Genomic DNA, 23272 nt, shown 5'->3' with positions numbered 1-23272 from the left:
ATCCTCCTGCTTGTGCCTTGTTCTTACCTGTTCCTTTCCCTACCCTTATCGACTACTGGTTTCTTTCACCAAGTCTGCAAACTTCAACGTGACATCCTCATCATCATCCAAAATATCAATCGAATAACTTTTCGTCACATACCCGGTCTGGCTCAAAGTTACTGTCTGCGAGCCTATCACCTTCTTGAATTTGCATGGTGCCAACCCTTTATACACATTATCTAAATATACTTCAACACCTCGCGGTGCCGTTACCGTAATCGTATGCGAACTGTCCACTTTCTTGGACGCCGCACTGCTGTCTGTCGATGAACTGCTTGACGAATCGCTCGTTGTCGAGCCTGAAGGGCTGTTGTTATCTCCCGCCGCACTTGCCGCAGGTGTCGCTGTCGCACTGTTATTTACCGTCGCCTGCTCCTCGATCAGATCAATATGCACCGGTACCGATGCATCTTCAACATCCAGCGTACCACTATAGGTTTCGTACCCTGTCATGGCAACTGTGATCTTATACTCTCCATAGTTTAATGCAACCGGCTGTGAATAGTCAACCGTTGTCCCGTTGATCGTCAAGTCTGCCCCTTCCGGCTCGATATCAAATGTAACCGTTCCAATATCTTTCGCCGTAGACACATAATCCGAAAAATCAACGGTTACCGTCTGATCCTGCTGCACCGTCGCTGTCTTGCTGGCAATCGACACTCCCTTGCACAAAGTTACACGGTAAATGCCTGCCGGTGCCGTGATCAACATATTATCTGCGATCGGCAGAATAATACGGTTACCAACCTCAACCATGCCGCCTGTAAAGTCCTCATATCCGGTCAGCCGAACATAACCATGCCCCGCTGTTCGTGTAATAGAATAGACATGTATGCCTACGCCCCGCACCGTCAACGTATCTTCTTGATTAAGCTCTGCAAGTGCAATCTGCTGCCCGGACGATGAAATATACGTATTTGCTGAGTATTGATATTTTTTATCGGCAAAACGCATCATATTCTCTTCTGCCCGAAAAGAAAAGGAATCCACTTCGTCATACTCCCATACATCCTCCGGTACCGCCGCCGACACCAGCAGTGTATCTGAAGTACGATATGCCAACTCCAAAATCTCGCCCGTTGTTATTTGCTCTGCCGTGATCGTCTCTCCAAATTTGTTGGTTACCGCTGCGGTAGAGTCGTAATACAGTACCGATTCCAGATTGCTATCAAGCTCTCGCACGGTAATATTCTGTTTCTCTACATCCTGTCCGGTCACCACTCCGGTCAACGTCTTCGTGTTCACCGGCGATCCTGTCGCAGAAACACTGTTACGCTGTCGACGATGTTTCACGGTACACGCTGTCAGCATGCATACACACAGCAAACACATCATCAAAAGCAATATTTTCTTACTGTTCTTCAATTGCTCCTCCATCTGTGTTTCTTTTTACGCAATCTTCCATGCACTCACGGCCTGTGATGTATAGACCGTTAAGCATGATAATCACCCCATCCAATTTTACCCGCATTGTTTATATTACCACAGAGATACCCAAAATAAAAGACCTTACGCGCAATTAACATACACCATTTGAACTTTGAATCGCCAAAAAATGCAAATCTGCAAACTCCGACAGAGCCCTCACATAATGCGGCGGTTTTTGCAGCACAAATGGAAATATAAATATAACAAGCAAATAAGCTTTTGAATCAAGCGAATAAGCTCTGCAAGAGCGGATTTGCGAGTTTGATCAAAAGACTAATGGATGTATGATATTAGAAACCATAAAATTCATGACTTAAGAAGGGGGTATACGATCATGATGACAAAGAAGCTATTATTACAGATTAGTATTATATTGCTGGCCGGAAGCTTATTTTATTTACCCAAATCTGCTGCTGCCCAAGCAACAGACTCCGGCTCCTCCTGCCGCTCAGCGTACCAAACAATCCGTCACACGCTAAATCACTATGCCAAAAACAAGATGAAACAGGAAATCAATGACTGGATCCCTCTATTATTAGAAGACGATTATAAAAATTCCCGTATTTCTGCAGCATCCATAACGACCGGTGATCCGTTCTTTTATTTTGATGTAAAGAAAAGCACCCAAGACGCTGCCGTAAATTACCCACTTTATTATAAACATAATATCATCGGTATCTTTTCCTTATCTCAAGAAAATGGAGACTGGCAGATGTCCATAGAAGGGAAAAGCGAACAAACTGACGCTTTAAATAAGATGTCAAAAGCGGATACCCCTGCTATATTTTACGTACTTGGCGTCGGTGAATGTGGTGACGTTGTTATGATCGAGAATGAAAAAAACACACTCGCTATATAGATGGGCAAGGTGACATCTCTTACACAAACGAGGAAAAAAGCTTTGCCAAGAAGACCTACGATGCAAAGATACAGTACATTGCAGATCACTTAAAAAATTTCGGAGCGTTGTCATTCTCCACGGCAACACCCGCAGCTAAGACACACGCCCCGACAAAAATGCAATCCTCGTTGAAACAGAAACCACAACATAACGTGAGTAAATCTCTGCAACTCTTCTTTGCAGCCGTTGGAATATTGCTCGTGTTTATATCTGTAATATTCCTTATTCTGTCGCATCACAGAAAAAATCTCCTCAAAGAGCACAGATAAAATGAGCATTAAAATAAAACGTCTTTTATCATTTCCAGAAACTGAATCCGCCCCTCTTCCTGCCCGCGTATGCGCAACAGTTTCTCATAACTCTTTGACGACATCCATGATTTCTTCCCATTATAATAGAAGTTACACTGTTTCCAATACTTCTCCGGATATAGAAGAAGTGTATACAACAAATGCCTCTCCTCCTCCGACAGCGAACGTTTTTCCTCATAAGAGGCGATCATGCGGCGTCCCAAATCCTGTTTCCATCCATTCTTTTCCATGGTTTTGCGCAGGAATCCATATAAATCCATAATCTGTATACCCACTTTGGCGTTCTCAAAGTTGGAGGTGACCACCTCCCGTCCTTGAAATACAATATTGTGATAATTATAGCTTCCATGCATCAGCTTGCCTTGTTCTACCGCTTCCCGCTGCAAATAATCATAGTTATGCTCTGCAGTCTCCAACTGCTCTGCCTCGCAGCCCTGCTCATAGTAATGGGCAAATGCATCTAAAAGCGCAAGTTCCATTTCATTCTTTCTTCTTTTTTTGCGAATATATGTATGTACACGTTTTAATTCCCGGTTGCGTCGTCCAAAAAAATCAATCGGCGTAAACGCTGTCACTTCCGCCGCCTGCAATTCCTCCCCGCCAAGATCCGTTTCCCTGCCGCTAGATGTCAATTCCTCCGCATTTTCGGTTTGCTGTGTGCGAATATCCTCATGCTGCTCACTCATCCATAAATGCAGCATCGCCAAATGAGACATTGCTCTGCACACCTGTTTTGCGTCCTTTAGATCGCACTCCCTCCCGGCAAACCAACGCTTCATAAGCCAAATATTTCCCGAACCATCACGTGTCAACAGTTCCCCTTGTTTATTGGCCAGCGCTTTGTCCACTTTACGATAGCCATGACTCATCAAACTCTCCTTGATGCGTTCTTCTCGCTCAAGGTGGCTGGCAGAGCCATTATATTCTCGCAGCAAATACTGCCCTTCTCTTGTCTCCAGCAGAATTGCCCCACGAATTCTTTTTCTGCTCTCAATCTGTACCGGATACTGCGCGAGTATCTCCTCTATCTTGTCATCCATCTCGTCGTCCTCCCACTGGATAAGTCTGTTTCATCTTATGCGAAGAGCACACGAAAAATACATACACAGTTCAAACTTCCATGGCGGTTTTTTCCGAAAAGGTGGTAATATAATTTAAGAAGTATTTTCAGATACACAGAAATAATGCGTTAAACAATGTATTGATTTCAGAAAGGTTGATTTATATATGAAGAAAAAGTATTATATTATTGCATTATGTATTTGCATTATAGCAATATTTATATGTTCAAAACAGTTTTATATCGGAAATAATGAGCAAAATAAAGCATCAACGAATCATAAGGATTCCGTTGAAAAACCTCCAAAAGCCAATTTGGATACTGCCTATTATCTTAACGAAAAAGATATTACCAGATGCAAAACAGATAGCCTATTTGTTGACGTAGACAAATTCTTGAAAACCAAATCCACCTATGACGACCTAGTTAGTTTGATTGATGCAATGGCCAACGAAACGCCTAGTTCACCTGTATACGGAGAAAAGATTTTTTATGTATCCAAAACGGCTATTTATTATTGGGAAATCAATGATAAAAATATAAATACATCCCTCATCGATCTATTTGTATTTTCTCAAGACAAACAACACATATTGCAATATACTATGTTATATCGTGATGGCAAATTTATTGATGGTGGTATTAATGACTTGGACGATTTCTCACAAAATGTTTTGATAAAACATAAGTCAAAGCGTTTTGTATTCCTTCATGAGGTGGATAAAAATTGTGATTCCTCCGCCCCTATCTTATTGGATGAAGATAATCAACTATACCAAACAGCCACTAGTGGAGATTATGTTGTAAACGGTGACTATTTCAAAAAACTATCCACAATATCTGTTTCATATAATGATCTTATTAATAAGGGGAATTTGAAGAAAATTGTTCTAAAGTAACTTTGCCGCCACAATACAATACGTGAAAAGTTATCAGGAAAGGAGCGTGTAACTCATGAAAAAAATTTGTTTTATATTAATTATGTCATTGTTTGTTTTAAATAGCAGTGTACCTGTTTCTGCCAGCGAATCCATCCGGCAACAAGTAAAGAATATTTTTGCAAACAAGAAAAAGGCGCAAAGAAACGATTTGAATAAAATTAAAAATGTACTAGAAAAAGAAAAAAAAGCCAATCAAGAAGGAAGTTCCAAAACAGAGACCATTTCAGACGCAGAAACTTGCCTCGGACGAGAAGAATATCAATATAGCACAGCATATACGCTGTCTTCTACAGAGTATTTTTTAATTTCCGAATACTATAAACAAAATAAAAATTTTGATAAAATAATTTTGAGTTCCTATGGATGGCAAGTCCCCTATAAAACCGCTAATGGCGAACATGGTGTGGCATCTTTGGCACCAAAAGCAAACTCTTTTGAATGGGTATCAGAAACAGATAACGATCAGGGAAAAGCAATTTGGCCGCCAAAAGAAGATGAAATCATCTCGATTCTAACTAAAAATTTGAACAAAAACACAAAAATTAAAGATATAACATTTTTGTAAAAAAACACAATAAAAATCTGATTATCCGCTAAAATACAGTATCTATCAGCATTTTCAAGGAAACAAACTCATCAATTTACTACTTATTTACTACCAACGAATGAGCCTTGATACGCAAGTTTTCCTAGATATGCAAAGATATGGTACAGCACATCAGTATTGAAACAAGAAAAAATTGAATATTTCATAGACTATGGAACGCCTAAAATGACGTTCCTTTTCTATTTTCAGCCGTTCTTATTGGACGGCTATTTTATTACCCAAAATGAAAGGAGCATTAGATTTATGAAAAAGATATTAAAACGATTGTGTACGGGCTTCTTAGCTCTTGCAACTGTCGTTACTGCTTTACCGACTACACCCGTTCATGCAGAAAGTAAGCAATACTGGACGGAAAGTGCAGAGCGTGTCGGTATCATTGAAAAAGTAATGAATGACGGTTCTATTGGTTCTACATTCAATGAGGGCATGATGAAAGTTGAGGCGAAACTGCCTATTGTATCGACATCAATACAGATTTTAAGAATGGCTACAAGACCAGAGCTGACGCAAGCTCACGCATGAGTGCCGACCAGATTTCAGATGTGGCGTTATCCTTAGAATATGTCAAACAGTATGGCGAAGCACAAGGAACTGAACTACAAACAAGTTTATCTATTGGAACAATGTGTAGTCTGGCAGAGATTGAGCGTACATCTCGGCTGGCAATGTGATAACGTGCGAGCTTCTTATGATGAAATTCCAAAGGCAACGCAGGACGAAGTTTTCTCTGGTGCAAGAGCCTTTGTCAAAGAAAATAAAGGACGCTATGAATGTGGCGGTTATATCTATCTGGCGAGGGGCAGGAATTGGGACAATTCTGGGCGAAGCTGAATGTCGGAAATGCGAAATTACAAAAGACTTCCAGTAATACTAGCATTACAGACGGTAACGGGAATTACTCTATTGCAGGTGCAACCTATGGTGTCTTTTCTGATAAGGACTGCACGAAACAGCTTGCTCCCCTTACGACTGATGAAAACGGAAATACAGATATTGTAGAGGTAAAAGCAGGCACAGTCTATATCAAGGAATTATCCGCACCAGCAGGATATAAAGTGGATAAAACTGTATATTCCTTAAAGGTTGAAGCTGGAAAGACAGCAACATTGAAAGTATCTGATACGCCAAAAGTAACGGACACTTTGATTGAGCTTTTCAAGATTGATATGGAAACACAGAAAGACAATCCGCAAGGGAGCGCTTCTCTAGCAGGCGCGGAATTTACATGGAAGTATTATGCTGGCTTCTATAATAAAGACAATCTCCCTGCCGAAGCTACTCGTACATGGGTTACAAAGACAATCGCTGAAACAGACAGCGACGGGACAACTCACTACATCACAAAATTAGCGGACGCATACAAGGTATCTGGAGATAGCTTCTATATGCAGGACGGCAAGGCGGTTCTTCCACTTGGAACGCTAACCGTTGAGGAAACGAAAGCTCCAAACGGCTACTTGTTAGAGGGTGCATATATGCAGTCTGGCGATAAGTCCGAACAGATTAAGGGCTTATATGTAACACAGATTACCGAGGACGGCGACCTTGCCGTATTATCTGGAAGTAACCAGTTTTCCGTATCAGACAAGGTTATCCGTGGCGGTGTCAAAATTCAGAAACGAGATTTAGAAACGGGCGATACAAAGCCACAAGGAAGTGCCACTCTGAAAGATACTGTCTTTGACATCATTTCCTTAAATGATAATTCTGTTTTGGTTGAGGGCAAGCTATATAAGAAAAATGAAGTCGTAAAAACTATTCGTACAGATATTGAGGGTATCGCTTCTACTTCTTCTGACCTCTTACCTTATGGAAAATTCCGTATTGTTGAGAGTGAAGCTCCCGACGGTTACTTAACTGACGGTGCAAAACCGATTGATTTTACAATCACAGAAAATGGAAAAATCGTGGACTTAACCGACGAAGCTCATTCTATCTACAATCAGATTAAGCGTGGAGATATTGAGGGTGTAAAAATCGGTGCAGGCACACATAAGCGTCTTGCTGATGTTCCTTTTAGGATCACAAGCAAGACAACGGGCGAAAATCATGTTGTGGTAACTGATGATAACGGGCAGTTTTCCACTTCTGCTGACTGGGCTTCTCATAAGCACAATACAAACGCAGGCAAGACCAGTGAGGACGGTGTGTGGTTTGGGACTTCTGAACCAGACGACAGCAAGGGGGCATTACCTTATGATACCTATATCATTGAAGAAATGCGTTGCGATAGTAACAAAGGCTTTGAACTTATCCCACCTTTTGAAATCGTGGTATCAAGAAATAACCTTGTGATTGATTTAGGAACGCTGACTGATGAATACGAAAAAGAAATCTCTATTCATACCACAGCGACCAGCAAAGACGGCGAAAAGACTATCCTTGCAGGAAAAGAGGTTACAATCGTTGATACTGTCAAATTAGACGGACTTACAAAAGGCACAAAGTATCAGCTCAAAGGCTGGCAGATGTTAAAGGAAGAAAACGCCGAGCTTATCATTGACGGGAAACGTGTAGAAAACGATTATACCTTTGTCGCTGATGATGAAGAAATGAAAGTGGAAATTTCCTATACATTCAATGCGTCTGCTTTAGGTGGCAAAAACCTTGTTACCTTTGAAGAATTATATGATTTCAGCAATTCAGACGAACCCGTAAAAGTTGCAGAACACAAAGACATTGAGGACGACGGGCAAACGGTACTTATCACAGAGCGTATCATCAAGATACATACTACCGTTACCGATAAGGACGGCAATAAAGAGCTTAAAGCAGGAAAAGACGTTACAATCATTGATACCGTAACCTTAGAGGGCTTAGAAGTCGGTACACAGTACAAACTTGTGGGCTGGCAGATGTTGAAAGAAGAAAATGCAGAACTTCTTATCAATGGAAAACGTGTGGAAAGTGATTACACTTTTATTGCTGACAGCGAAGCTATGAAAGTGGAAGTTGCTTTTACGTTTGACGCTACTTCTCTTGACGGCAAACAGCTTGTAACTTTTGAGGAATTATACGATTTAAGCAATCCAGACGAGCCGAAGAAAGTTACCGAGCATAAGGATATTGAGGATAAGGGACAGACGATTACCTTTAAGGAAAAGCCAGAAGAACCAGAGAAACCCGAAACACCACCGACACCGGAAAAGCCTAACAGACCTAGCGACAGTCCCAAAACGGGCGACAGTACAAATGTAATGGCATTTATCGTGATGTTGCTTGCGTCTGCTGGTGGACTGGCTGGAACATATCTTTACAAACGCCGTAAAATGAAGAAATCATAAGGCGGTAACGGTATGAGGAAAGAAAAATCACGCTCTCCGCCGAAGCTGTCAAACGGCAGATTTTTGCTTATTCTGGCTTGTCTGCCAACAACCTGCAAGAACACGGATAGTCAAGGGTGCGTAAGCATTGATTTTACCCTTTACTATCTGGGGGATTGCTGGTACTTCCCAAACCGCCAGAATAAGAAATCACAATTAAAAAACTTATCAAATATAGAAAGAAACGAGGTAAAACAATATGGAAATGAAATATGTCGTGCCAGATATGGCACAGTCTTTTGGAACTCTTGAATTTGCAGGCGAAAGCGAGCCAGTCTTTGAAAGAGATAAAAATAATCGCAGGGTCTTAGCCAGACGAAGCTATAACCTTTATTCCGACGTACAGAAAGGCGAAAATGTTGTGGTAGAAATTCCCGTGCAGGCTGGCGAAAAGAAGTTCAAGTATGAGCAGAAAGTAAAACTTGTCAATCCGAAGTTATACGGCAGAGGTTACGCAATCGGGGATATGGGACATACCGATTATGTATTAGTTGCTGATGATATTGTAGCAGTTGAAGAAAAGTAAAGGAGTGAAGAAGTTATGAGATTATCAAACGGATTTGTTATTGACAAAGAGAAAACATTTGGAGAATTAAAATTTACAGCAGTGCGTGATGTGTTCTTACAGAATGAGGACGGGACACCGAGTACCCAGCTTAAAAAGCGTATCTATGATTTGAAGTGCAGTCTGCATGGTGGAATTATCCCCGTATCTGTACCGCCAGAAGTACCGTTAAGAGAATTTCCGTACAATGCAGTTGTGGAACTTGTCAATCCCGTAGCCGATACGGTATCACGAAAGACCTATACGGGTGCAGATGTGGACTGGTATGTAAAGGCAGAGGATATTGTATTGAAGAATAAAGGAAACCAGAACGCAGGAAGTCCACAGAACCATACACCGCAGGGACAGCCGAAAAAATAAAAATTCTCCTCATAAGTTAGAAAAATAGAGGTACTCTCCCGTTAGTAGATTGCCTACCTTATCGTAAATGGTTAAAATAACGATAGGAGGTGGCACAAATGTATCAAATCAACAATGAAAAATTTGGACAATTTTTAGCCGAAGTGCGAAAAGAAAAACAAATGACACAAAAGGACTTAGCAGATAAGTTGTTTGTGTCGGATAAAACAGTTAGTAAATGGGAACGTGGAAACAGTATGCCAAATGTTACATTACTTATCCCTATTGCTGATATACTTGGTATTACAGTAACAGAACTTTTACAAGGAGAAAAATTAAAAGAGAACAAGACATTAAATAGTGATGTGGTAGAAACTCTTGTTGTAAACTCGTTAGACTTGTCGTTGCGTGATACAATTCATCAACGAAAAAAGAACTGGATATTTGCATTTCTTATCTCAATCGGTGTGGTAGTTATAGAGGCAATATTATTAACTGTTTCTGGAATTTCCATAGAACAAATGGGAGATAGTTTGTATATATCTTTGTTAATGCTTTTGTTTGCAAGTTGGCTTTGCATTTTTGCGAAAGAATTATTACCGACATATTATGATACAAATAAAGTTAATTTTGTATCACAAGGAATTTTCAGAATACACATGGCAGGGCTATCTTTTAATAATGCAAACTGGGGATATGTATTAACAGTATTTAGAGTATTTACATTAGGAACTGCTATTCTATATCCTATTATTTGCTATATCAGTTTTTTAGTTGGTGGCATTTCATTATGGAATACTGTAAAACATCCAGCTATAATTATTTTGCTGATAGGAATGTTAGTAACAACCTATATTGTTGGGAAAAAACACGAATAATGATATAAGCAGTTAGTCTTAGGATTGACTGCTTTTTTCTTACCCAGAAAGGAGTGATTGATTTATGCGTAAGATTTGGAACAAAGGACACCGTATCAGAGCCAGCGACAAGCACCTTGTCTACCATTTTTCCATAGGAACGCTTCTGTTTATATTCGTGGCGGTTCTTCTGCTACTGAATATAAAACAGCTCATGCGTACCGATTGGGAGCATTTCAGCTTGTTAGAAAACGGCTTGACGCTCTCCCCTTACAACTTCATAACCATACTGATAGCGACTGGTGTTTGTGCATTGGTCGTTTTTCTGTATTACCGATTCTGTTACGACAGTTTCAAGAAGCTCCTGCACCGTCAAAAGCTGGCAAGAATGATACTGGAAAATAAGTGGTATGAAGCCGATACCATACAAGACAGCGTTTTTTTTACTGACCTGCAAAGCAGATCAAGGGAAAAAATCGTCTGGTTTCCAAAGATTTATTATCAAATGGAAAAGGGACTGCTTCATATCCGATGTGAAATCACATTAGGAAAATATCAAGACCAGCTTTTACGGTTAGAGGATAAATTGGAAAGTGGCTTGTATTGTGAGCTGACCGACAAGACCCTGCATGACGGCTATATCGAATATACCCTGCTTTATGATATGATAGCGAACCGCATTACCATTGATGAAGTACGGGCAGAAAACGGCTGTCTTAGACTGATGAAAAATCTTGTCTGGGAATATGACGCACTCCCTCATGCTCTGATTGCTGGTGGGACTGGTGGCGGTAAAACCTATTTTCTGCTGACGCTCATTGAAGCCTTACTGCATACCAACGCTGTCCTTTATATCTTAGACCCGAAGAACGCTGACCTTGCAGACTTAGGGACAGTTATGGGAAATGTGTATCACACCAAAGAAGAAATGATAGATTGCGTCAATGCCTTTTATGAGGGCATGGTACAGCGAAGTGAGGAAATGAAGCGACACCCGAACTATAAGACGGGCGAAAACTACGCCTATCTGGGACTGCCACCCTGCTTTCTTATCTTTGATGAATATGTGGCGTTTTTTGAAATGCTGGGGACAAAAGAAAGCGTGAGCCTACTTAGCCAGTTAAAGAAAATCGTTATGTTAGGGCGACAAGCAGGTTATTTCCTTATCGTTGCCTGCCAGCGTCCAGACGCAAAGTATTTCTCGGACGGTATCAGAGATAACTTCAATTTCCGTGTGGGACTTGGGCGTATCAGCGAATTAGGTTACGGTATGCTGTTTGGTTCAGATGTGAAAAAGCAGTTTTTCCAGAAGCGTATCAAGGGGCGTGGCTATTGTGATGTGGGAACAAGTGTTATCAGTGAGTTTTACACGCCTTTAGTCCCGAAAGGACATGATTTTTTGCAGACTATCGGCTCTCTTGCACAAGCAAGGCAGGACGGGACGGCGACGTGCGAAGCGAAAGGCGACGGCACGGACTAGCCGTTGCTGGTGTGGCGTCAGCCACGCCAGCAGGTAAAACCCCTCGGTATCTAACAGAGGGGTACGTTTGCAAATAGACAATAGACAAAAAACATAGGAAACATAAGGCTTCTGGCATGGTTTTCTAGCAAAAATCGGCTGTGAAGTCGCCTTAAAAAACTTCACACTTTACAGATTGGGGGTATGGTTCTGAATGAAGAACAACGGATAAAAGAATTACGGGAGAAACGGATTGCTTACGGTATCTCACAAGGCAGGCTGGCGGTGGCTTCTGGTATCACAAGGGAATATTTCAACAAGATAGAAAGTGGAAAAATGAAGCCGTCAAAGGAACTTCTGGAAACTCTGCATAAGGAACTGGCAAGGTTCAATCCAGAAGTACCGCTTACCATGCTGTTTGATTATGTGAAAATTCGTTTTCCCACGCTGGATATACAGCACATCATCAAAGATATATTAAAACTGAATATCAATTATATGCTCCATGAAGATTACGGACATTACAGTTATACGGAGCATTATTCTTTAGGGGACATCTTTATCTATACGTCGGCTGACGAAGAAAAAGGTGTCCTTTTAGAGTTAAAGGGGCGTGGTTGCCGACAGTTTGAAAGTTACCTGCTGGCACAACAAAGAAGTTGGTATGACTTTCTCATGGACGCACTCATAGACGGTGGCGTGATGAAGCGTATCGACCTTGCTATCAACGACCATACGGGTATTTTGGATATTCCAGAGCTTGCGGAAAAATGCAGGAAACGGGAATATATCGGAAAGTCCAGAAGTTATAAGTTTTATCAGTCGGGCGAGCTTATCAAGCATAGAGAGGACGACAGAGAATATATGGGACGCACCCTTTATCTTGGTTCGCTAAAATCAGATGTGTATTTCTGTATCTATGAAAAGGACTATGAGCAGTACGTCAAGTTAGGGACACCGCTGGAAGAAGCCGACATTATCAACCGTTTTGAGATACGGCTTAGAAATGAACGTGCCTATTATGCAGTACGAGATTTGCTGACCTATTATGACGCAGAGCAGACTGCCTTTTCTATCATCAACCAGTATGTGCGGTTTGTTGATGAAGAAGCAGACAAGCGAAAAAATGACTGGAAACTCAATGACCGCTGGGCGTGGTTTATCGGCGATAACAGACAGAGCTTGAAGCTGACGACAAAGCCAGAGCCTTACACCTTAGACCGTACATTGCGGTGGGTACAACGGCAGGTAGCACCGACCTTGAAAATGCTGAAAAGGATTGATAAGGGAAACGGAACAGACTACATGAAAACTATCGAACAGCAGGCAAAGCTCACAGAAAAGCATGAAATGATAATCAAACAGCAGACGACCCCTGCAAAAGATTTAGTAGAAAGTTAGGAGTGATGAAAAAATGTGGGAATTATTGAAAGACTTCCTGCTGGTATCTGTTGGAACGGGTATCGGCGTAGCCTTGATGTGTATTTTAAGTGTTGGCAAAGGAGCTGACTATGAAATGAAGAAATTAAAAGAAAGCGAGGACAAATAACATGAATTTCGGGCAAAATTTGTATCAATGGTTTTTAAGCAACGCACAGAGCTTAGTGCTTATGTCGATTGTGGTTATCGGTATCTACTTAGGGTTCAAGCGTGAGTTTTCAAAACTTATCGGTTTCTTGGTAGTTGCCTTGATTGCTGTCGGCTTGGTATTCAATGCTGGCGGTGTGAAAGATGTACTGTTAGAGCTGTTCAATAAGATTATCGGTGCATAAAATTTTATTGTGGGGCTGATGTATGGGTGCTATAATGTGAAAAAAGAAGTAATCGAGGTGTTCTATTTTGAATGAGAGAGAAAAAATTATTCGTTTATGGTTTGATATGTGGTTGAAACAGCAAGACTTAGGAATAGATAAAATTTTTACAGAAGATGTTGTTTATACGGAAAGCTGGTGTCCTAAATATGAAAATCTTAAAACAGTAAAACATTGGTTTAATGAATGGAATACTCGTGGTAAAGTCATTATTTGGGATATTAAACAGTTCTTTCATAAAGAAAATCAAACTGTCGTAGAATGGTATTTTAAAAATGAAATGAATACGGGAAGCGTTGAAGAATTTGACGGTATTTCCTTAATTGAATGGACAGAAGATAACAAAATCAAATCATTAAAAGAATATGGTTGCAATCTGAATAACTATAATCCATATCAACACAGCGATAACCCTCAATTTAGAGATGAAAAAACAAACTGGTTTTAAAACTTAATCAAATTATATCCATATACATAAAGCAGTTAGTCTTAGGATTGACTGCTTTTTTCTTACCTAAAATCAGATTGGAGTGATGAAATGAGCGATATTTTTAAGGATATGCAGGCAAACGTCGGCTGTGATTATATTTCTAACCTGCCCTCTTACAAGCGTAAAGTGTGGCATGAAATGAAGCGATTACCGCTTACGAATTATGATATAAAACAGTTAGAAGATTTTTCAAAGTATGTGTTTGGTATGTCGTACCAGAGCTTAAAAGATGTGATGAAGCAACAGAAAGGACGTGAGGAACAATGCAGGAAACAAGGGTGCTGGTGGAAACGAGAGGAACAACTGGCGAAGAAACAATATCATACTGGTTCGACCTGCCGATAGATGTTGCCGAGTTTGAAGAAAAGTTAGGTATCGGTGCAGAAAGTGGGGATTATCGTATTATCGAAAAGGTGTTGCCTTATGCTGATGAAGTCCACGAACACACCAGCGTGTACCAGCTCAACGAATTAGATTTTATGTACCGCCAGCTTTCAAGTGATATGCAGGAAGAATATGTATCACTACTTACGGTGTTTGAAAATTTAGAAGCACTTTATATTTGCAGGAACGTGATTATTGTTTATCCCGACTGTAAAAGCATGATAGATGTTGCAAGGCAAAAGCTGATGAACGACCCGATGTTCAAGCATTTATCCGAGGACTGTCAAGAATACTACTTTGACTTTGAAGCCTACGCTTCTCACTTGCAGGAACACGGGAAATTTTTAGTAACAGAACACGGTATCTTTGAACTGCCAGAGTAGGAAATGAGGTGGTGCTTATGATTGATGATATGGCGGTTTATATTGCTAATCTTGGCAAATACAATGAGGGCTATTTAGTCGGTGCTTGGTTCACGTTCCCCATTGACGAGGAAGATGTGAAAGAAAAAATCGGCTTGAATGAACAGTATGAGGAATACGCTATCCATGATACCGACAACTTTCCCATTGCGATTGGCGAGTATGTTTCCATTGAAGAACTCAATGAGATGTATGAAATGATAGAGGAACTTCCCGACTATATTGTAGAGTGTCTGGACGAATTTATCAGCCACTATGGGACGCTGGAAGAAGTCGTGGAACATAAGGACGATATTTACTATTATCCCGACTGTGAAACCATGACAGATGTTGCCTACTACTACATAGACGAATTGCAGGCACTTGGGGACATTCCACCCAGCTTACAGAATTACATTGACTATGAAGCCTACGGGCGAGATTTGGATATGGGCGGTTGCTTTATTGAAACAAGCGAGGTATGTGCGAGATACCATATTAACGCTGGAAGATCAGCGACAAGCATTGTTGCTACTGACAGCGTATTTCTCTTTAAGGGACAGTCTGAAAATGGCTGTCCTTTTCTATTTTGAAAGGAGCTGAAAGAACTTGAAAAAGATTAAAAGCTACACGGGTATCTGGAACGTGGAAAAAGTCTTGTATGCAATCAATGACTTTAACTTACCCTTTCCCGTTACTTTTACACAGATTACATGGTTTGTGATTACGGAATTTATCATCATTCTGTTTGGGGATATTCCCCCACTTTCCATGATTGAGGGAGCATTTCTCAAATACTTTGGTATTCCCGTTGCTCTCACTTGGTTCATGTCGCAGAAAACCTTTGACGGAAAGAAGCCGTACAGCTTTTTGAAATCACAGATAACCTATGCCCTGCGACCAAAAATCACTTATGCAGGAAAAGCCGTAAAACTGCATAAGCAGATATTGAATGAAACAATCACGGCAGTAAGGAGTGTGAACTATGTTCCCGATAAAATATATTGACAATAACCTTGTCTGGAACAAGGACAATGAGGTGTTCGCCTACTATGAGCTGATACCATACAACTATTCTTTTCTATCCGCAGAGCAGAAATTTATCGTGCATGACAGTTTCCGACAGCTTATCGCACAGTCCCGTGAGGGTAAAATTCATGCGTTGCAGATTGCCACAGAAAGCTCAATCCGCAGTATGCAGGAACAGTCAAAGAAGCTGGTAACTGGAAAATTAAAGGAAGTTGCCTGCCAGAAGATAGACGAACAGACCGAAGCGTTAGTATCTATGATTGGGGACAATCAAGTGGACTACCGCTTTTTTCTTGGCTTTAAGCTCATGGTTACGGAAGAACAGCTCAATCTGAAGAACATCAAAAAATCGGTGTGGCTGACGTTCACAGAATTTCTCCATGAAGTGAACCACACGCTGATGAATGATTTTGTTTCCATGCCGAATGATGAAATCAACCGTTACATAAAAATGGAAAAGTTACTGGAAAATAAAATCTCCCGTCGCTTTAAGGTGCGTCGCTTGGAAATCCATGATTTTGGGTATCTCATGGAACATCTTTACGGCAGGGACGGTATCGCTTATGAAGATTATGAGTACCAGCTACCAAAGAAAAAATTGAACAAAGAGACGCTGATAAAATACTACGACCTTATCCGTCCGACAAGGTGTGTGATTGAGGAAAGCCAGCGGTATTTACGATTGGAACATGAGGACAAGGAAAGCTATGTGTCCTATTTTACCGTCAATGCGATTGTAGGAGAGCTTGATTTTCCGTCGTCTGAAATCTTCTATTTCCAGCAACAGCAATTCACATTCCCCGTTGATACGAGCATGAATGTAGAAATCGTGGAAAATCGGAAAGCATTAACGACCGTCCGCAACAAGAAAAAGGAACTGAAAGACCTTGATAATCACGCCTATCAAGCAGGAAGTGAAACCAGCTCAAATGTGGTGGACGCTTTAGACAGCGTGGACGAGCTGGAAACTGATTTAGACCAGACAAAAGAAAGTATGTATAAGTTAAGCTACGTCATACGGGTGTCTGCACCCGATCTTGACGAGCTGAAACGCCGTTGTGATGAAGTCAAGGACTTTTACGACGACCTCAATGTAAAGCTGGTGCGTCCTGCTGGGGATATGCTGGGGCTTCATTCTGAATTTTTACCAGCCAGCAAGCGATATATCAATGACTATGTGCAGTATGTAAAATCAGATTTTTTAGCTGGGCTTGGCTTTGGTGCGACACAGCAGTTAGGAGAAACTACGGGTATCTATATGGGCTATTCTGTTGATACGGGAAGAAATGTGTACCTGCAACCGTCCCTTGCCAGTCAAGGTGTAAAAGGTACAGTTACCAACGCTTTAGCGTCTGCTTTTGTCGGTTCGCTTGGCGGTGGGAAATCGTTCTGTAACAATCTTCTGGTATATTATGCGGTGCTGTTTGGCGGTCAAGCACTTCTGTTAGACCCTAAAAGTGAGCGTGGTAACTGGAAAGAAACGCTCCCAGAGATTGCACATGAAATCAATATCGTAAATCTTACCAGCGATAAGGACAATGCAGGGCTTCTTGACCCGTTTGTGATTATGAAGAATGTAAAAGACGCTGAAAGTCTGGCAATCGACATCTTAACATTCCTTACGGGTATTTCTTCAAGGGACGGCGAAAAATTCCCCGTACTTCGTAAGGCAGTACGCTCCGTTACCCAGAGCGACAGTCGGGGCTTGCTCCATGTGATAGACGAGCTACGCCGTGAAGATACGCCCATATCAAGAAATATCGCAGACCATATCGACAGCTTCACGGACTACGACTTTGCACACCTGCTGTTTTCAGACGGTACGGTAGAAAATGCTATCAGTCTGGATAATCAGCTCAATATCATTCAAGTAGCCGACCTTGTACTGCCAGATAAAGATACCACTTTTGAAGAATACACGACCATTGAATTGTTGTCTGTGTCTATGCTGATTGTGATTAGTACCTTTGCCCTTGATTTTATCCATTCGGACAGAAGCATTTTTAAGATTGTCGATTTAGACGAAGCGTGGGCGTTCTTAAATGTGGCACAAGGAGAAACCTTATCAAATAAGCTGGTTCGTGCTGGGCGAGCTATGCAGGCAGGCGTTTATTTCGTTACCCAGTCTGCCTATGACGTGTCAAAGGAAAGTCTGAAAAACAATATCGGCTTAAAGTTTGCATTTAGAAGCACGGATATAAACGAGATAAAGCAGACCTTAGAGTTTTTCGGTATCGACAAGGACGATGAGAACAACCAGAAACGCTTGCGTGATTTGGAGAACGGACAATGCTTATTGCAGGACTTATACGGGCGTGTCGGTGTGGTGCAGATACACCCAGTCTTTGAAGAACTGCTACACGCCTTTGATACCAGACCGCCCGTACAGAGAAATGAGGTGGAGTGATGAAAGAAAGGATAAAAGGTGTGTTCACAAAAAAGAAGATTTTCCACTTTCTCAAAATGGCTCTGTTCGTGGTGGCACTCTCCCTTATCCTGCTTTCACTTTTGGGGACGGTGGCTCATGCGACGGGGCTTGTAGACGATACCATAAACGCAGAAAATCTTTATTCAAAATATCCCCTTTCCAACTACCAGCTTGATTTTTTCGTCGATAATAGCTGGTCGTGGCTTCCGTGGAACTGGCTCGACGGTATCGGAAAATCGGTACAATACGGGCTGTACTGCATTACCAACTTTGTCTGGACTATCAGTTTGTATTTGAGTAATGCAACGGGCTATGTGGTGCAGGAAGCCTATAAGCTGGACTTCATCAATGATATGGCAGACAGTATCGGAAAGAGCATACAGACCCTTGCAGGCGTTACCGAGAACGGCTTTTCTTCTACGGGCTTCTATGTTGGTTTCCTGCTTCTCATTATCTTAGTGGTGGGAATGTACGTTGCTTATACGGGACTGATAAAACGGGAAACCAGCAAAGCACTTCACGCTGTTATCAACTTTGTGGTGGTGTTCGTGCTGTCCGCTTCATTTATTGCTTATGCTCCCGACTATATCAAGAAGATAAATGAATTTTCATCAGACATCAGTACCGCTTCTTTGGATTTGGGAACAAAAATCATGCTCCCTAACTCCGACAGCGAGGGTAAGGACAGCGTGGACTTGATACGGGACAGCCTATTTTCTATTCAAGTGGAACAGCCGTGGCTCTTGCTTCAATTCGGGAACAGCAACGCAGAAGAAATCGGGACAGACCGTGTAGAAGCTCTCGTATCGGCAAGTCCAGAGGACGAGGACGGGAAAACCAGAGAGGAAGTCGTGAAAACAGAAATCGAGGACAACGACAATAACAATCTGACAATACCGCAGGTCGTGAACCGTTTGGGTATGGTGTTCTTCCTCTTGTTCTTTAACTTGGGTATCACGATATTTGTATTCTTGCTTACGGGCATGATGTTGTTCAGCCAGATACTTTTTATTATCTTTGCAATGTTTTTACCTATCAGTTTTTTACTTTCCATGATACCGAGCTATGAAAGCATGGCAAAGCAGGCAATCGTGAGAGTATTTAATACCATAATGACACGGGCAGGAATAACGCTCATTGTAACGGTGGCATTTAGTATTTCCAGTATGTTTTACAACATTTCCACAGACTACCCATTCTTTATGGTGGCGTTCTTGCAGATAGTATGTTTCGCTGGTATCTACATGAAGCTGGGCGACTTAATGAGTATGTTCTCACTTAATGCTGGCGACAGTCAAAGCATGGGACGACGCATATTCCGCAGACCGTATCTGTTTATGCGACATCGGGCTAGGCGTATGGAACACCGTATTGCAAGGGCGGTAAGTGCTGGCGGTATTTCGGGCGGTGTAGCTGGTGCGGTGGCTGGAAGTGCCGTTGCTGGCAAGAGAGCCGAAAGAAAAAATACGGCTTCTAAAGAAAATCGGGGCAATACCACTTCCAGCATGGGACAGCGTGCAGGTTCAAAAGTCGGTGCTGTTTTAGATACGAAAAATAAAGTGAAAGACAAGGCAAACGCTGTCAAAGAGAATATCAAGGATATGCCGACACAGACCGCTTATGCGGTGTATTCCGCAAAGGAAAAGGCAAAGTCCAGCGTGTCCGACTTCAAGCGTGGCATGGTGCAGGAACAGCAGTCCAGACAGACGGGACGCTTGGAAAAGCAGGAACAGCGTAAGAAAAATATCGCTGACAAACGTATGGAGCTTCAAAAGGCACAAGAAGCAAGGCAGGTACAGCGAAAGGCTGACGGATCAGCGACAACGGGAGCTACCCGTCCCCATGAGCGACCAGTCACAGCTTCAACCATTCCAAAGCCGAGTGTTGAAAAAATGCAGGAAGTCAAACGCCCAGCCACAGCTCCAACTCCGAAAGCAAGTGAGCCAGTCAAGACAAATGTTATCAAAGAGCGTCCGTTATCTTCTGGTGCTTCTGATAAGAAAGCACCCCAGCCTACACAGACAGTACATAGGCAGAATGTAGAAAAAGTGGTATCGCAGGAAACACGCCAGAATGACACCAAAGACCGCAGGATAAAGGTTCAGCAGACCCAGAGCGTCCAGAAGAACCAGCAGACCATAGAGAAAACCCGTAACCTTGTAACGAAGAAAGGACAGAAGAAAAAATGAAACTGAAACATATCGCTATCATTGGCAGTCTGTTTCCTATCCTCTTTTCTCTGGTGCTTTTCTTTGGCGTCCTCATTAGTGCGGACAGCGACGACGAGAACAGCAATTTTTCTTCTGGCATTACGGGTATGAACCTATCCGCAGAAGTCTTGAAACATCAGCCTATGGTAGAAAAATACGCCAGAGAAAACGGTATCTCCGAGTATGTCAATGTGTTACTTGCTATCATTCAAGTAGAAAGTGGCGGTACGGCAGAAGATGTTATGCAGAGTTCGGAAAGTCTTGGTTTACCGCCTAATTCCTTAGATACGGAAAGCTCAATCAAGCAGGGGTGTAAGTATTTTGCGTCCCTGCTTTCTTCCTGCAAAAATCAAGGTATCGACGACTTGAATGTAGCGATACAGTCTTATAACTATGGCGGTGGCTATGTGGGATATGTGGCAGGAAAAGGAAAAAAACACACTTTTAATCTTGCAGAGAGCTTCGCCCGTGAGAAATCGGGTGGAAAGAAAGTAACCTACACCAACCCGATAGCCGTTGCTAAGAATGGGGGCTGGCGGTATGGCTATGGAAATATGTTCTATGTGGAAGTAGTCAATCAGTATTTAGCAGTTCCGCAGGTATCGGGAGAACTGGCACAAAAGGTAATGAATGAAGCGTTGAAATATCAAGGCTGGAAGTATGTGTATGGTGGCAGTAACCCGAATACTTCCTTTGATTGTTCGGGATTGACGCAATGGTGCTATGGAAAAGCTGGTATCTCCTTACCGAGAACAGCACAAGCACAGTATGACGCAACCCAACATCTGCCACTCTCGCAGGCAAAAGCAGGCGATTTGGTGTTTTTCCATTCCACCTATAACGCTGGTTCGTATGTAACACACGTCGGTATTCTTGTTTCGCCGACACAGATGTACCACGCAGGCGACCCGATAGGATATGCAGACCTAAGTAGTAGTTACTGGCAACAGCACTTAATCGGTGCAGGACGAGTAAAACAATAGAAAGGACTTGAAAAATATGTTTAAGAAGAATAAGAAACAGACAGAAACTATCAAAGAACCAAAAGAAAAAAAGGTGCGTACTGTCAAGGTAGGCACACATAAGAAAACCGTGATTGCGTTGTGGGTGGTGCTTGTCGCAAGCGTGAGCTTTGGGGTGTATAAGAATTTTACGGCTATCGACCAGCACACCACCCATGAAAAAGAAATCATTGAACTTTGCTTGCAGGACACCAACGGGATAGAAAATTTCGTGAAAAACTTTGCGAAGTCCTATTACACATGGGATAACAGCAAAGAAGCTATCGAAGCAAGGACGCAGGCAATCAGCGGTTATCTGACAAAGGAATTGCAGGACTTAAATGTAGACACCATTAGAACCGATATACCGACCAGCTCCACGGTTACAGATGTGATTGTATGGCATATCGAGCAATCGGGAGCGGACACTTTTTCTGCTACCTACGAAGTAGATCAGCAGATAAAAGAGGGAGAACAGACAAGCAATGTGAAAGCAACCTATACTGTAAAAGTCTATGTGGACGCAGACGGGGATATGGTAATCGTTCAAAACCCTACCCTTGCACCAGCAGTTGAAAAATCAGACTATGAGCCTAAGACACCAGAAGCAGACGCAAGCGTGGACGCTGATACGGTAAATGACGCTACCGCTTTTCTGGAAACATTCTTTAAGCTGTACCCAACAGCGACGGAAAAAGAGCTTGCTTACTATGTATTGGGAAATGTGATTGAACCTATCGGCAGGGACTACCTTTATTCTGAACTGGTAAACCCTATCTTTATAAAGGACGGCGACAATGTGAAAGTCAAGGTTGCGGTAAAATTCATTGATAATCAGACAAAAGCGACGCAGGTATCGCAGTATGAGCTTGTGCTACATAAGGATAGTAACTGGAAGATTGTAGGATAAATGATATAGCGTGCATTTCCTATCAGATTTGCACGCTTTTACAAAACGACAAGAAAACTGTGCAAAAATATTGACTTGTAATGACCGAATGCTATAATATAAATGACAAGTGTACTTGGTATTATTTGAAGGGAGCGTTATATAATGGATAAAGAAAAAATACTATCACAAAACAAAAAAGAGAATCTATATCTTGATGAATACGAAAAACATATTAAACTTCAAGGGAAATCTTTTGGCTTAATGTTTGTTTTATTTATCTGCATTTTAATTCTTTTCATTAAAGCAGTTTGTAAAGAACCTTACTATGACATAATGACAATTATTGGGTCTGTGGCATTTGGCTCTATGGGTTATGAAGCACATATTTCAAAAAATAAATCCAAATTTGTTATTGCTTTATTCTTTTTTCTATTTATGGGGTATTACTTTTATAAATTTTTAATGGTAGGTTTATAGAATGGACGAACATTTAATTTTGCGAAACAGATTAAAAACTGTACGAAAAGAAAAAAAATTATCACAAACAGAATTAGCTGAACTAGTCGGGGTTTCTCGGAATACAGTTAGTTCTATTGAAACTGGACAATTTAATCCAACAGCAAAATTGGCATTAGTGCTTTGTATAGCTTTAGATAAAAAATTTGAAGAATTATTTTATTTTGATTAAAGGAGAGAACGATTATGGAATTAGAGGAATTGATTGTTGAAATAGTTATAGGATTGTTTTTACTTTTTACATCTTATCAAATAGGTATAAAAGAGAATATTACTT

22 protein-coding genes and 2 pseudogenes are annotated in these 23272 nt (G+C 41.5%); 22 read left to right on the top strand and 2 right to left on the bottom strand.

Annotated elements, in window-relative coordinates; translation table 11 throughout:
• Positions 1-45 precede the first annotated feature (45 nt).
• On the bottom strand, positions 46-1407 hold the full coding sequence (locus DW981_RS07110) for a PEGA domain-containing protein (RefSeq protein WP_182434177.1): 1362 nt from the start codon (positions 1405-1407) through the stop codon (positions 46-48).
• Between the two features lie 397 nt (positions 1408-1804).
• Here DW981_RS07110 and DW981_RS07105 point away from each other — a divergent pair, with 397 nt between their 5' ends.
• Positions 1805-2329 carry a hypothetical protein gene (locus DW981_RS07105; protein WP_118507232.1) on the top strand — a complete coding sequence of 175 codons (525 nt, stop codon included), beginning with the start codon at positions 1805-1807 and terminating at the stop codon, positions 2327-2329.
• Positions 2330-2648: 319 nt separating this feature from the next.
• Here the strand turns inward: DW981_RS07105 and DW981_RS07100 are convergent, their stop codons facing one another.
• On the bottom strand, positions 2649-3722 hold the full coding sequence (locus tag DW981_RS07100; protein ID WP_118507231.1) for a hypothetical protein: 1074 nt from the start codon (positions 3720-3722) through the stop codon (positions 2649-2651).
• 187 nt (positions 3723-3909) lie between these two features.
• Between DW981_RS07100 and DW981_RS07095 the strand changes: the two genes are divergently transcribed.
• The 21 genes and pseudogenes from DW981_RS07095 (at position 3910) to DW981_RS06985 (ending at position 23167) form a co-directional block, all read left to right on the top strand.
• A complete protein-coding gene (locus DW981_RS07095) occupies positions 3910-4641 on the top strand; it encodes a hypothetical protein (protein WP_022024448.1) in 732 nt (243 codons plus the stop codon).
• Between the two features lie 55 nt (positions 4642-4696).
• Positions 4697-5248, top strand: a complete 552-nt coding sequence (locus DW981_RS07090) for a hypothetical protein (protein WP_118507230.1) — start codon at positions 4697-4699, stop codon at positions 5246-5248.
• Positions 5249-5533: 285 nt separating this feature from the next.
• A pseudogene (locus DW981_RS07085) lies at positions 5534-8574 on the top strand (SrtB-anchored collagen-binding adhesin).
• 238 nt (positions 8575-8812) lie between these two features.
• Entirely contained in the window at positions 8813-9139 is a 327-nt protein-coding gene (locus tag DW981_RS07075) for a YdcP family protein (RefSeq protein WP_005339720.1), read from the top strand.
• Positions 9140-9154: 15 nt separating this feature from the next.
• Positions 9155-9538 carry a YdcP family protein gene (locus DW981_RS07070; RefSeq protein WP_003432338.1) on the top strand — a complete coding sequence of 128 codons (384 nt, stop codon included), beginning with the start codon at positions 9155-9157 and terminating at the stop codon, positions 9536-9538.
• A gap of 98 nt (positions 9539-9636) precedes the next feature.
• Positions 9637-10395, top strand: coding sequence for a helix-turn-helix transcriptional regulator (locus tag DW981_RS07065; protein WP_048923953.1), 759 nt, complete (start codon positions 9637-9639; stop codon positions 10393-10395).
• A gap of 64 nt (positions 10396-10459) precedes the next feature.
• A complete protein-coding gene (locus tag DW981_RS07060) occupies positions 10460-11854 on the top strand; it encodes an FtsK/SpoIIIE domain-containing protein (protein ID WP_048923954.1) in 1395 nt (464 codons plus the stop codon).
• 183 nt (positions 11855-12037) lie between these two features.
• Entirely contained in the window at positions 12038-13234 is a 1197-nt protein-coding gene (gene mobT, locus DW981_RS07050) for a MobT family relaxase (RefSeq protein ID WP_003062030.1), read from the top strand.
• Positions 13235-13247: 13 nt separating this feature from the next.
• Positions 13248-13382 (top strand): DUF3789 domain-containing protein, encoded by a 135-nt coding sequence (locus tag DW981_RS07045; RefSeq protein WP_003061156.1) that lies wholly within the window; start codon positions 13248-13250, stop codon positions 13380-13382.
• Position 13383: 1 nt separating this feature from the next.
• Positions 13384-13605 carry a hypothetical protein gene (locus tag DW981_RS07040; protein WP_003060793.1) on the top strand — a complete coding sequence of 74 codons (222 nt, stop codon included), beginning with the start codon at positions 13384-13386 and terminating at the stop codon, positions 13603-13605.
• Positions 13606-13672: 67 nt separating this feature from the next.
• A complete protein-coding gene (locus DW981_RS07035; protein WP_003060053.1) occupies positions 13673-14092 on the top strand; it encodes a nuclear transport factor 2 family protein in 420 nt (139 codons plus the stop codon).
• A gap of 90 nt (positions 14093-14182) precedes the next feature.
• A complete protein-coding gene (locus tag DW981_RS07030; RefSeq protein WP_008687105.1) occupies positions 14183-14479 on the top strand; it encodes a hypothetical protein in 297 nt (98 codons plus the stop codon).
• Positions 14398-14901, top strand: a complete 504-nt coding sequence (locus DW981_RS07025) for an antirestriction protein ArdA (RefSeq protein ID WP_003062492.1) — start codon at positions 14398-14400, stop codon at positions 14899-14901. The genes DW981_RS07030 and DW981_RS07025 overlap by 82 nt, the downstream gene beginning before the upstream one ends.
• A 17-nt stretch (positions 14902-14918) precedes the next feature.
• Positions 14919-15421, top strand: a pseudogene (locus DW981_RS07020) (antirestriction protein ArdA).
• A 107-nt stretch (positions 15422-15528) separates the two neighbouring features.
• The gene (locus DW981_RS07015) at positions 15529-15927 is read left to right on the top strand and encodes a conjugal transfer protein (protein ID WP_003061368.1); all 399 of its coding nucleotides are present in this window, start codon (positions 15529-15531) and stop codon (positions 15925-15927) included.
• The gene (locus DW981_RS07010) at positions 15905-18355 is read left to right on the top strand and encodes an ATP-binding protein (protein ID WP_003060327.1); all 2451 of its coding nucleotides are present in this window, start codon (positions 15905-15907) and stop codon (positions 18353-18355) included. The genes DW981_RS07015 and DW981_RS07010 overlap by 23 nt, the downstream gene beginning before the upstream one ends.
• Entirely contained in the window at positions 18355-20565 is a 2211-nt protein-coding gene (locus DW981_RS07005) for an MFS transporter (RefSeq protein WP_003060083.1), read from the top strand. Before DW981_RS07010 ends, DW981_RS07005 begins: the two co-directional genes overlap by 1 nt.
• Positions 20562-21569: a bifunctional lysozyme/C40 family peptidase gene (locus DW981_RS07000; protein WP_003059774.1), complete on the top strand. Its 1008-nt coding sequence runs from the start codon at positions 20562-20564 to the stop codon at positions 21567-21569. Before DW981_RS07005 ends, DW981_RS07000 begins: the two co-directional genes overlap by 4 nt.
• Before the next feature lie 16 nt (positions 21570-21585).
• Positions 21586-22497, top strand: a complete 912-nt coding sequence (locus tag DW981_RS06995; protein WP_003062215.1) for a conjugal transfer protein — start codon at positions 21586-21588, stop codon at positions 22495-22497.
• Positions 22498-22641: 144 nt separating this feature from the next.
• Positions 22642-22956, top strand: a complete 315-nt coding sequence (locus DW981_RS06990; protein ID WP_003061887.1) for a DUF6442 family protein — start codon at positions 22642-22644, stop codon at positions 22954-22956.
• Position 22957: 1 nt separating this feature from the next.
• On the top strand, positions 22958-23167 hold the full coding sequence (locus DW981_RS06985; RefSeq protein ID WP_007286202.1) for a helix-turn-helix transcriptional regulator: 210 nt from the start codon (positions 22958-22960) through the stop codon (positions 23165-23167).
• The last annotated feature ends 105 nt before the right edge of the window (positions 23168-23272 follow it).

It is taken from the genome of Clostridium sp. AM49-4BH (assembly GCF_003478335.1).
Lineage (GTDB): Bacteria > Bacillota > Clostridia > Lachnospirales > Lachnospiraceae > Butyribacter.
This window is presented reverse-complemented; position numbering and strand designations above follow the sequence as displayed.

What these genes read in the sequence shown, in the direction of transcription:
- DW981_RS07000 (WP_003059774.1), top strand. Translation starts at nt 20,562, where the DNA reads ATGAAACTGAAACATATCGCTATCATTGGCAGTCTGTTTCCTATCCTC.
- DW981_RS07095 (WP_022024448.1), top strand. Translation starts at nt 3,910, where the DNA reads ATGAAGAAAAAGTATTATATTATTGCATTATGTATTTGCATTATAGCA.
- DW981_RS07010 (WP_003060327.1), top strand. Translation starts at nt 15,905, where the DNA reads ATGTTCCCGATAAAATATATTGACAATAACCTTGTCTGGAACAAGGAC.
- DW981_RS07090 (WP_118507230.1), top strand. Translation starts at nt 4,697, where the DNA reads ATGAAAAAAATTTGTTTTATATTAATTATGTCATTGTTTGTTTTAAAT.
- DW981_RS07100 (WP_118507231.1), bottom strand. Translation starts at nt 3,722, where the DNA reads ATGGATGACAAGATAGAGGAGATACTCGCGCAGTATCCGGTACAGATT.
- DW981_RS07070 (WP_003432338.1), top strand. Translation starts at nt 9,155, where the DNA reads ATGAGATTATCAAACGGATTTGTTATTGACAAAGAGAAAACATTTGGA.
- DW981_RS07040 (WP_003060793.1), top strand. Translation starts at nt 13,384, where the DNA reads ATGAATTTCGGGCAAAATTTGTATCAATGGTTTTTAAGCAACGCACAG.
- DW981_RS06995 (WP_003062215.1), top strand. Translation starts at nt 21,586, where the DNA reads ATGTTTAAGAAGAATAAGAAACAGACAGAAACTATCAAAGAACCAAAA.
- DW981_RS06985 (WP_007286202.1), top strand. Translation starts at nt 22,958, where the DNA reads ATGGACGAACATTTAATTTTGCGAAACAGATTAAAAACTGTACGAAAA.
- DW981_RS07045 (WP_003061156.1), top strand. Translation starts at nt 13,248, where the DNA reads ATGTGGGAATTATTGAAAGACTTCCTGCTGGTATCTGTTGGAACGGGT.
- DW981_RS07075 (WP_005339720.1), top strand. Translation starts at nt 8,813, where the DNA reads ATGGAAATGAAATATGTCGTGCCAGATATGGCACAGTCTTTTGGAACT.
- DW981_RS07105 (WP_118507232.1), top strand. Translation starts at nt 1,805, where the DNA reads ATGATGACAAAGAAGCTATTATTACAGATTAGTATTATATTGCTGGCC.
- DW981_RS07025 (WP_003062492.1), top strand. Translation starts at nt 14,398, where the DNA reads ATGCAGGAAACAAGGGTGCTGGTGGAAACGAGAGGAACAACTGGCGAA.
- DW981_RS06990 (WP_003061887.1), top strand. Translation starts at nt 22,642, where the DNA reads ATGGATAAAGAAAAAATACTATCACAAAACAAAAAAGAGAATCTATAT.
- mobT (WP_003062030.1), top strand. Translation starts at nt 12,038, where the DNA reads ATGGTTCTGAATGAAGAACAACGGATAAAAGAATTACGGGAGAAACGG.
- DW981_RS07005 (WP_003060083.1), top strand. Translation starts at nt 18,355, where the DNA reads ATGAAAGAAAGGATAAAAGGTGTGTTCACAAAAAAGAAGATTTTCCAC.
- DW981_RS07030 (WP_008687105.1), top strand. Translation starts at nt 14,183, where the DNA reads ATGAGCGATATTTTTAAGGATATGCAGGCAAACGTCGGCTGTGATTAT.
- DW981_RS07060 (WP_048923954.1), top strand. Translation starts at nt 10,460, where the DNA reads ATGCGTAAGATTTGGAACAAAGGACACCGTATCAGAGCCAGCGACAAG.
- DW981_RS07065 (WP_048923953.1), top strand. Translation starts at nt 9,637, where the DNA reads ATGTATCAAATCAACAATGAAAAATTTGGACAATTTTTAGCCGAAGTG.